At 72.3% G+C, this 8804-nt stretch carries 10 protein-coding genes; 7 read left to right on the top strand and 3 right to left on the bottom strand.

The features are described from left to right. Positions 1-28: 28 nt before the first annotated feature. Entirely contained in the window at positions 29-610 is a 582-nt protein-coding gene (locus GUY60_RS29380) for a TMEM165/GDT1 family protein (RefSeq protein WP_161703229.1), read from the bottom strand. Positions 611-919: 309 nt separating this feature from the next. On the opposite strand from GUY60_RS29380, the gene GUY60_RS29385 reads away from it, so the two are divergent. The 4 genes from GUY60_RS29385 (at position 920) to GUY60_RS29400 (ending at position 5970) form a co-directional block, all read left to right on the top strand. Beyond that, the gene (locus GUY60_RS29385) at positions 920-1606 is read left to right on the top strand and encodes an HNH endonuclease family protein (protein ID WP_161703231.1); all 687 of its coding nucleotides are present in this window, start codon (positions 920-922) and stop codon (positions 1604-1606) included. Between the two features lie 74 nt (positions 1607-1680). Continuing rightward, positions 1681-3330 carry an alkaline phosphatase D family protein gene (locus GUY60_RS29390; RefSeq protein WP_161703233.1) on the top strand — a complete coding sequence of 550 codons (1650 nt, stop codon included), beginning with the start codon at positions 1681-1683 and terminating at the stop codon, positions 3328-3330. Positions 3331-3557: 227 nt separating this feature from the next. Next, on the top strand, positions 3558-5462 hold the full coding sequence (locus tag GUY60_RS29395; RefSeq protein WP_161703235.1) for an FAD/NAD(P)-binding protein: 1905 nt from the start codon (positions 3558-3560) through the stop codon (positions 5460-5462). Between the two features lie 61 nt (positions 5463-5523). Further along, the gene (locus GUY60_RS29400; RefSeq protein ID WP_161703237.1) at positions 5524-5970 is read left to right on the top strand and encodes a DoxX family protein; all 447 of its coding nucleotides are present in this window, start codon (positions 5524-5526) and stop codon (positions 5968-5970) included. Here the strand turns inward: GUY60_RS29400 and GUY60_RS29405 are convergent. Beyond that, positions 5948-6514, bottom strand: coding sequence for a superoxide dismutase family protein (locus GUY60_RS29405; RefSeq protein ID WP_161703239.1), 567 nt, complete (start codon positions 6512-6514; stop codon positions 5948-5950). The genes GUY60_RS29400 and GUY60_RS29405 overlap by 23 nt on opposite strands. Positions 6515-6836: 322 nt before the next feature. Between GUY60_RS29405 and GUY60_RS29410 the strand changes: the two genes are divergently transcribed. Beyond that, positions 6837-7472 carry a DedA family protein gene (locus tag GUY60_RS29410; protein ID WP_161703241.1) on the top strand — a complete coding sequence of 212 codons (636 nt, stop codon included), beginning with the start codon at positions 6837-6839 and terminating at the stop codon, positions 7470-7472. Positions 7473-7499: 27 nt separating this feature from the next. Here the strand turns inward: GUY60_RS29410 and GUY60_RS29415 are convergent, their stop codons facing one another. Further along, positions 7500-7715: a DUF2277 domain-containing protein gene (locus GUY60_RS29415; RefSeq protein WP_161703243.1), complete on the bottom strand. Its 216-nt coding sequence runs from the start codon at positions 7713-7715 to the stop codon at positions 7500-7502. A 197-nt stretch (positions 7716-7912) separates the two neighbouring features. Here GUY60_RS29415 and GUY60_RS29420 point away from each other — a divergent pair, with 197 nt between their 5' ends. Both GUY60_RS29420 and GUY60_RS29425 read left to right on the top strand, forming a co-directional pair. Next, on the top strand, positions 7913-8374 hold the full coding sequence (locus GUY60_RS29420; protein ID WP_161703245.1) for a hypothetical protein: 462 nt from the start codon (positions 7913-7915) through the stop codon (positions 8372-8374). Positions 8375-8472: 98 nt separating this feature from the next. Then, a partial coding sequence (locus tag GUY60_RS29425; RefSeq protein WP_161703247.1) for a DUF8825 domain-containing protein occupies positions 8473-8804 on the top strand: 332 nt, incomplete at its 3' end.

Consider the following 8804-nt stretch of genomic DNA (forward strand, 5'->3'; position numbering starts at 1 on the left):
CACCCCACCCCGACCGTGACGTCGCAGGTCAGGGCGCCACGGCCTCGTAAAGACTGATTCCGGCGAGGGCCAGCATCACCAGCGCCGCGACCTTGGTGACGAGCTGCAGCGGCACCCGCTTCATCAGGGCCTGGCCGCCGACGATGCTGAGCGCCGCGACCGTCCAGAGCGCGAGCACGGCGCCGAGGCCGACCGAGACCGGGTCGTCGTAACGGGCCGCGAGGTTGGCCGTCATGATCTGCGTGAGATCGCCGAACTCGGCGGCCAGGACGACCATGAAGCCCGCCCGCGAGACCTTCCAGAAGCCCTGGTTCTCGGGCTGCCGCATCTTCTCCTCGTCCTCGTCCCGCTTCATCAGCAGGACGAGCGCGCCGGCCAGGAAGAGCACACCGGTCAGCGCCTCGACGATCCGGGTCGGCAGCAGGGTGAGGACACTGCCCGCGGCGATGGCCAGGGCGACATGCACCGCGAAGGCGGCGGCGACTCCGGCGAAGACGTACGAGGCGCGGTAGCGGGTGCCGAGCACGAGCCCCGCGAGGGCCGTCTTGTCCGGCAGCTCGGCGAGAAACACGACGCCGAAGACGAGCGCCGTGACGCTGAAGGTGATCAAGGTTTCCTCAATCGCTCGGGCGGCCCGCCGAGACGTCGTCGAGCGTGACGGCACCTCGGCACGCGCTTCCAGCGTACGGGACCCCGCCCGCCGCCCGGCCGGAGCGGGCGGTGCCCGCTATCGGGTGAGTGCTCCCGGATTGCCCCAACTTCCGTACGGCTGCGGCTCGGTGACGATACGGCAGAACTCTTGATGTGTGCGTGACATTGACGGGACCCTGTCACTCGGCGCTCACCCCACGGAAACCCCGGAGCGCCACCATGGCGTGGCCCGAAGGGGCCAACATCCCCCCACGACAAGGGAGTTCGCATGTCAGGTGTCTACGCGCGTCGACGCACCGCCGCGCACCGCGGCCCGCTCCTCAGTACCCGCCGGATCGCCGTGCTCGCCTCGACGGCCGCTCTCGTCACGGCCACAGCTCTGCTCACCGGCACGCCCGCGCAGGCCGCCCCGCCCACCCCGGTCGACGCGGCCACCGCCCGTACGTACCTGGGCGAACTGACCGAGCAGGCCGAGGGTTCGTCGGACGGCTACAGCCGCGAGAAGTTCCCGCACTGGAGCACCCAGGAGGGCGCCTGCAACACCCGCGAGGTGGTCCTGAAGCGCGACGGCGAGAACGTCGAGCAGGACTCCAGCTGCGCGGCCACGTCCGGCAGTTGGTTCTCCGAGTACGACGGCGAGACCTGGACCGCGGCGGCGGACGTCGACATCGACCATGTCGTACCGCTGTCCGAGGCCTGGAAGTCCGGCGCGAGCTCCTGGACCACGGACCAGCGCGAGGGCTTCGCCAACGACCTGACCCGGCCGCAGCTCATCGCCGTCACCGACAACGTCAACCAGTCCAAGGGCGACCAGGACCCGGCCGAGTGGCTGCCCCCGGAGTCCTCGTACAACTGCGTCTACGCGCGCATGTGGGTGGACGTGAAGCACCACTACGACATGACCGTGGACAGCGCCGAGAAGCAGGCCCTGGAGGGCATCCTCAACGGTTGCTGACCTGCAACAGGCGGAACCTCCCCGCTCCCCTCCGTCGTTCCGTACCGTACGGGGCGACGGAGGAGAGTGATCGAATGGCCGGGCTGCGCCTGGGACCGCTGCTGCGCTACGTGGACGGGGCGGCGGCGACCGTATGGGTGGAGGCCGACCGGCCGTGTGCCGCCGAGGTGCGCTGCGCCGACGGCTCGAAGGGCGAGACGCCCACCTTCCAGGTGGGCGGGCACCACTACGCGCTGATCCCGGTCGCCGGACTCACCCCGGGCACGGAGACGGCGTACGAGGTGCTGCTCGACGGACACCGCGTCTGGCCGCTCGACGACTCCCCGTTCCCGGCGCCCACCATCCGCACTCCGGCCGAACCGGCCGCCGAGGTGCGGGTCTCCTTCGGCTCCTGCCGCTGGGCGATCTCACCGACCGGCGAGAAGGACCCGATGGGCCCGGACGCCCTGGACACCCTCGCCGTCCGCCTCGCCGCGGACCCGGACGCCGAGCGCCCTGACGTGCTGATCCTGCTCGGCGACCAGGTGTACGCGGACATGACGTCCCCGGCGACGAAGCGGTGGCTGGCCGAGCGCCGCGACCTGAGCCGGCCCCCGGGCGACGAGGTCGCGGACTACGAGGAGTACACCCACCTCTACGACGAGTCCTGGCTCGACCCCGAGGTGCGCTGGCTGCTCTCCACCGTGCCGAGCTGCATGATCTTCGACGACCACGACGTGATCGACGACTGGAACACCAGCGCCGCCTGGCTGGCCGAGATGCGCGCCGAGCCCTGGTGGAACGAACGCGTCCTGAGCGGCCTGATGTCGTACTGGGTCTACCAGCACCTGGGCAACCTCACCCCGGACGAGCTGGACGCCGACCCGGTGTACGCCGCGGTGCGCGGCACCCCCGACGGCACCGACGCGCTGCGCGCCTTCGCGGCCGGGGCGGACGCGGACCCGGCGAGCGCCCGCTGGAGCTACCGCCGGGACTTCGGCCGGGTGCGGCTGCTGATGGTGGACACCCGGGCCGCGCGGGTCCTGGAGGAGTCACGGCGCGCGATGCTCGACGCGGGCGAGGAGCGCTGGCTGCGCGAACAGGCCCTGGACGCCCCGGGCAGCTACGACCACCTGCTGATCGGCACATCACTGCCCTGGCTGCTTCCGCACCTGGTGCACGAGGCCGAGGGGTGGAACGCGGCCCTCGCGCGTGGTGAACGCGGCCCGCGCTGGGCCCGGTTCGCGGAGGACCTGCGGCGGCGCAGCGACCTGGAGCACTGGCCGGCGTTCCCGGCGTCGTTCGCCGCGCTGACCGACCTGATCGCGCGGGCGGGCAGCGGCCCGGACGCCCCGGCCTCGGTGTGCGTGCTCTCCGGCGATGTGCACCACGCGTACATCGCGGAGCCGACCTGGCCCCAGGACGAAGGCCCACGAGCCGATGTGCGGGTGCTGCAGCTGACCTGCTCGCCCATGCACAACTCCATCCACGTGGCGATAAAGCTGGGCTTCCGCTTCGGCTGGAGCCGCCTGGGCCGCGCGCTCGGCCGCCGCTTCGCCCGGCACGGCCGTACGGAGCGGGCGGCGGTCAACTGGCGCAGGACGGGCGGCCCGTGGTTCGGCAACCACCTCATGACGCTGACACTGCGGGGGCGTTCGGGGCGCCTTTCCCTCGACCGGGCACGCGCGGTACGGGGCGGCGGCGCCCGCCTGGAGAGGGTGCGGGACTCGGTCATCTCCACGTGAAGGACACGGAGTGCGCAGCCCGTGAAGGCGCCGTAAACAGGTGTGACGTAAGTGGCGTGATCCGGCCCACAACAGCGGGGGTTGGCTCTCCCAGGGGTTCGGCTGAGGCGGATCCGGCGGCATGATGATCCGGACCATCCGCTTCCAGCACACCAGCCACGCCGCTGACTCCGGCAACGGTGATCGCAGGAGCGTCATATCGACCGTCCGCCCCGGGGGTTGCACCATTGTCCGCGACCGCACAACTCTCCGTCGCCGTCGTCGGCGCGGGCCCGCGTGGCACCAGCGTCCTGGAACGGCTGTGCGCGTCGGCCCCGGAGCTCCTGCCTCCGGGCGCCCGGCTCACGGTGCACATGGTGGACCCGGCGCCGCCCGGCGCGGGCCAGGTGTGGCGGACCACGCAGTCCGGCGAGCTCCTGATGAACACGGTCGCCTCCCAGGTCACCCTGTTCACCGACCCGAGCGTGACCTGCGAGGGGCCGATACGCAGGGGGCCGAGCCTGTACGAGTGGGCGGCCTCCCGCCCGGAGTTCACGCTCGCCCCCGACGCGTACCCGACCCGCGCCCAGTACGGCCACTACCTGGAGTGGGTCTACGCCGAGGTGCTGCGGCAGGCCCCCGGACAGGTACGGGTGGAGACGCACCGGGCCCGCGCGACCCGGCTCACGGACGCGCCGGGCGGCGGCGCGGGCGCGCAGTGCCTGACGCTCTCCGACGGCCGTGAACTGACCGGCCTGAGCGCGGTCGTGCTCGCCCAGGGCCACCTGCCCGCCACCGCCGACCCGGCGCAGCAGCAACTCGCCGTGCACGCCGAGCGGTACGGCCTGCGCCATCTGCCGCCCGCCAACCCGGCCGACCTCGACCTGACATCGCTGTCACCGGGCGCCCCGGTGCTGCTCCGCGGCCTCGGCCTCAACTTCTTCGACCACATGGCCCTGTTGACCTCGGGCCGCGGCGGCCGCTTCGTCCCCGGACCGCACGGCCTGAGCTATCTGCCGTCGGGCCGGGAGCCGAAGCTGTACGCGGGCTCGCGGCGCGGGGTGCCGTACCAGGCGCGCGGCGACAACGAGAAGGGCGCGTACGGGCGCCACGAACCCCTGGTGCTCACCGGCACGGTGATCGAGGGCTTCCGCAAGCGCGCCGCCGACGGGGATCCGCCGGACTTCCTGGCCGAGATATGGCCGCTGGTCGCGAAGGAGGTCGAGACGGTCTATTACGAGACGCTGCTGCGCGCCGGGGACCGGCCGTCCGGCGACTTCCGTGAGCGCTTCCTCGGCTGTGCGCACCGCTCGCCCCAGGAGGCGGTCCTGCTCGGGCAGTTCGGGGTCACGGAGGCCGAGCGCTGGTCCTGGGACCGGATCTCGCACCCGTTCCGCGGGATCGCCCTCACCGGCCCCGCCGACTTCCGGCACCGGCTGCTCCAGCGGCTGCGCGAGGACGCCGCGCAGGCCGCGCTCGGCAATGTGTCAGGCCCGGTCAAGTCCGCCCTCGACGTGCTGCGCGACCTGCGCAACGAGCTGCGCCTCGTGGTCGACCACGGCGGCCTCACCGGCCCGTCCCGGCGCGCGCACCTGGACCGCTGGTACACGCCGCTGAACGCCTTCCTCTCCATCGGCCCGCCGCGCCGCCGCATCGAGGAGCTGGCCGCGCTCGTCGAGGCGGGCGTCCTCGACGTGGTCGGCCCGCGCATGGAGGTACGCGCCGAGGCGGACGGATTCACCGCGTACTCCCCCGACGTACCGGACTCGACGGTGCGCGCCACCACGCTGATCGAGGCGCGGCTGCCGGAACCGGACGTGCGGCGCACCGGCGACGAGCTGCTCGCCGAACTGCTCAGGACCGGCCAGTGCCGGCCGCACCGGGTGGCCGACCACGAGACCGGCGGCCTCGACGTGACGCCCCGCCCGTACCGCGTCGTGGACCGCGAGAACCGGCCACACCCCAGGCGCTTCGCGCTCGGTGTGCCCACGGAGGGCGTGCACTGGGTGACGGCGGCGGGGGCGAGGCCAGGGGTGGATTCGGTGACCCTGTCGGACGCGGACGCGGTGGCGCGGGCCGTGTTGCGTACCGCGTCCGGGAGCGAACCGGAATGCGAAGGACGACCGAATGTTGAACTTGCAAGTATTGATTAGGCCTGCCTAACCTAGGGCCTCCGATCGGTTGCCGTCCCCCGACCGAAGAAGGAGTCCCCCTATGAACGACCGCCTCAACAGCGCACAGCCGTACGCCCTGGGGCTTTTCCGCATCGTGACCGGCCTGCTGTTCGCCTGCCACGGCGTCTCGAAGCTGTTCGGCGTCCTCGGTGGCGAGACGACCGCTCCGGCCAGCTGGCCGGGCGGGATCTCCGCACTGATCGAGCTCGTCTGCGGCACCCTGGTGATGATCGGCCTCGGCACCCGCGCGGCCGCGTTCATCTCCTCCGGCGCGATGGCGTACGCCTACTTCTCGGTGCACCAGTCCATGGGCCTGTGGCCGCTGGAGAACAGCGGCGAGAGCGCGGCGATGTACTGCTGGGCCTTCCTGCTGCTCGTCTTCACCGGCTCCGGCGCCCTCGGCGTCGACCGCCTCTTCGGCGGCCGCGCCGACGCGCCCGCCCAGCAGGCCGAGCGGACCGACCTCACCCCCGCGCAGGCGGGCTGAACGGCACGCTGAAACACGCCAACCGGTCGCCCGCACCGCCCTGTTGACGGTGCAGCACGACCGAGGCGGCCTGCCCGGCACGGAATCCCCAACCGTGCCGGGCGGCCGCATTTCCGCGCCCGTCACGATCAGCGGTGAAGTCCAGCCACACCTCGTTGCGCGGGTTCACATAGGCGGGGTCATGGGACGGCTGCACCGGGTCCCGCCGGTGCTGGTAGTGCCCGCCCGCGTCCTCCGGCAGCGCGCCGCACGGCTTCTGGTGCACATGCGCGCCGTACGCGTATCCCGGCCGCAGCCCGTCGACGCGCAGCGTGATCCGGTTGCCGCCCGCCCCCGCGACCTGCGCCACCTCGATGTGCGCGCCCGCGGGCACCAGGTCCATGTCGTACGTCTTGGCCTCCGAGTTCACGAACGCCGACGGCGGCGCGAAGTCCGCCTCGACCCGCACCACTTCGACCTCGCCGGCCTCGCCCCCGCCGCCCGGAGCGCCGCCCGTCACCAGCACCGCGGCCGCGCCCAGCGCGGCGACCATCCCTGCCACCATCGTCCCGGTTCCTTAACCCTCGTCGTCCGCGCCTCGCTCCGTACCGCTCGGCACTCCTTGTTGGTACGGGACGCGGGTGCCGGGTGTCGCACCGGAAGCGGCACGCGGGTGAACGCTCGCCGGGGTGTGCGGTTCCCGCGCGGGCAACGGGACGGGATGCGGTACGGGCTGCGGTGCGGGCGGTGGGCTGTGGTGCGGCACCCGCCGAAAGCCCGGCCGAGGCCCAGGCGTACGCTGTACAGCTGTCTGACCAGGCCGCCCTCTGCCGCTCCCCGCGACAATTTCGCGGCGTACAAGCTCAAGAAGGGCCGGCGAGTTCCGGGTGCTCGACAGTGTGGGGTCGCTGACCGGCAGCCCGTGGATCTACGCCGTCGTGGCGGTCTCGATCGTCTTCGACGTCTTCCTGCCGCTGCTGCCCAGCGGACTGCTCGTCGTCACGGCCGCCACCGCCGCGGCCGCCGGTTCGAGTGCCGGTCCAGGCGCGGTGGACGCCGCCGACCGGATGGCCCACCAGGTTCCCGACCTATTGCTGCTCGGCGTCTGCGCGGCCGCCGCCTCCGTGCTCGGCGACCTCGCCGCGTACCGCGTGGCCTGGCGCGGCGGCGACCGCCTCGGCCGCGCCCTCGCCCGCTCCCGCCGCCTCACCGGCGCGCAGGAACGTCTCGGCGCGGCACTGGCCAGGGGCGGCGGCGCGCTTGTCGTGGTAGCGCGGTTCGCGCCCGCCGGACGCTCGGTGGTCTCGCTCGGCGCGGGCGCCGCGCACCGGGCGATCCGCGAGTTCCTGCCCTGGTCGCTGGTGGCGGGCGTGGCGTGGGCCGCGTACAGCGTGGGTCTCGGCTGGTTCGGCGGCCACTGGCTCGGCGCGGGCTGGCTCGCCACGGCGGTGTCGCTGCTCGCGCTGTTCGCGGCGGGCGCGGCGGCCGCGCGCCTGATGCGGCGCCCGGCGCGGACTCACTGAACGCGCGGGGTCACTGAGCGCGCGGGCTCACTTCTGGCCGCGCACCACCAGGTCGTCGAGGAGTTCCTGCGTGGCGAGGGCGACCGCGTCGACGGCGCGGTCGAAGACCTCGCGGTTGTGCGCGGCCGGGGCCCGGAAGCCCGAAACCTTGCGGACGTACTGCAGGGCTGCGGCGCGTACGTCTTCCTCGGTGGCCTCCTCGGGCAGGGACGGCGGACGGAGGGTCTTGATGCTTCGGCACATACGACCAGTCTGGCCCCGGCGCCCCACGCAAACCAGTGCCGCCCGCCGCGCCCACTCCGACTCGCGCCCACTCCGGCACGTCCGGCGCCCCCGCCGCTCCGGCCCATCGTTTCTTCGGTGAATCCACTCACCCACCTGGCTGACCGGCAGCCACATTCCGGCACTCCGGCCGCTGTACGGGCGCTACTTCTTCGTTCGTGATCAACAACCTCGCCCGCAACGGGCTGACCGTGTCCTCTCTCGCCCTCGCCCTGCTCACCGCCCCTGCCTCCACCCACGCGGCCACGACCGCGTCGACGGGAGCGGCATCGACGGTGGCGGCAGTGGCGGCGGCTCGCCATTGCCACGTGCTCACGGAGATCAGCCTCAACAACGTCGTCATTCGCGTGGTCCGGTGCATCGATGACGACCAGCCGAACACGCCCTACTACCACACCAACATCCACAACTACCGGCACGACCTGTTCCCGCTCACCGAGACCGACATCGCGATCCTGCGCGACGGCGAAGGGCTGGAGCTGCACCGAGCCGCGGGCGACTACGGCGAACACGGCATCAACACTGCCTCCGCCTGGTCCTACAACGGTGCCCAGGCCTGCCTGGAGACGAACCGGGTCTCAGGAGGGCGCCAGATCTTCTGCACCGGGGTCGCCGGCTGAGCTCGCCCCGGTCTCGACCGCGCGCGGAACACACGTTCGGGTGAGGTGTGCGGCGTTGTCCTCGCTTCGGTAAATCGAACAGGCGTAGCATTGCCGGTGTGGCTGAGACCTATGACTTCCCCGATGACCTCCTCGCAGGTCAGGCGGAACTCCACCAGATCCGGGCCGAGTTGCACGGCCTGCTCAAGCGCCTGCCCTGGTCGGTCGTGCCTCTCGACGGCTTCAGCGATGTCGCCGGCTGGCGCAAGGTGGAGCGCCCGGCCTCCCCCGGCTGGAGCCCCGACGAGCAGGCGGAGGTGGAGAAACTCCGGCAGCGGGAGCGGGAGTTGGCGGTCTTCGTCACCTGCCATCGGTACTGGCACGGGTTCACGGGCCCGGACGTGATAGACGGCCGCATGCGGCTGAAACAGGTGCGGGGCGGGGAGGAGGG

Source organism: Streptomyces boluensis (genome assembly GCF_009908195.1).
Classification (GTDB): Bacteria; Actinomycetota; Actinomycetes; order Streptomycetales; family Streptomycetaceae; genus Streptomyces; species Streptomyces boluensis.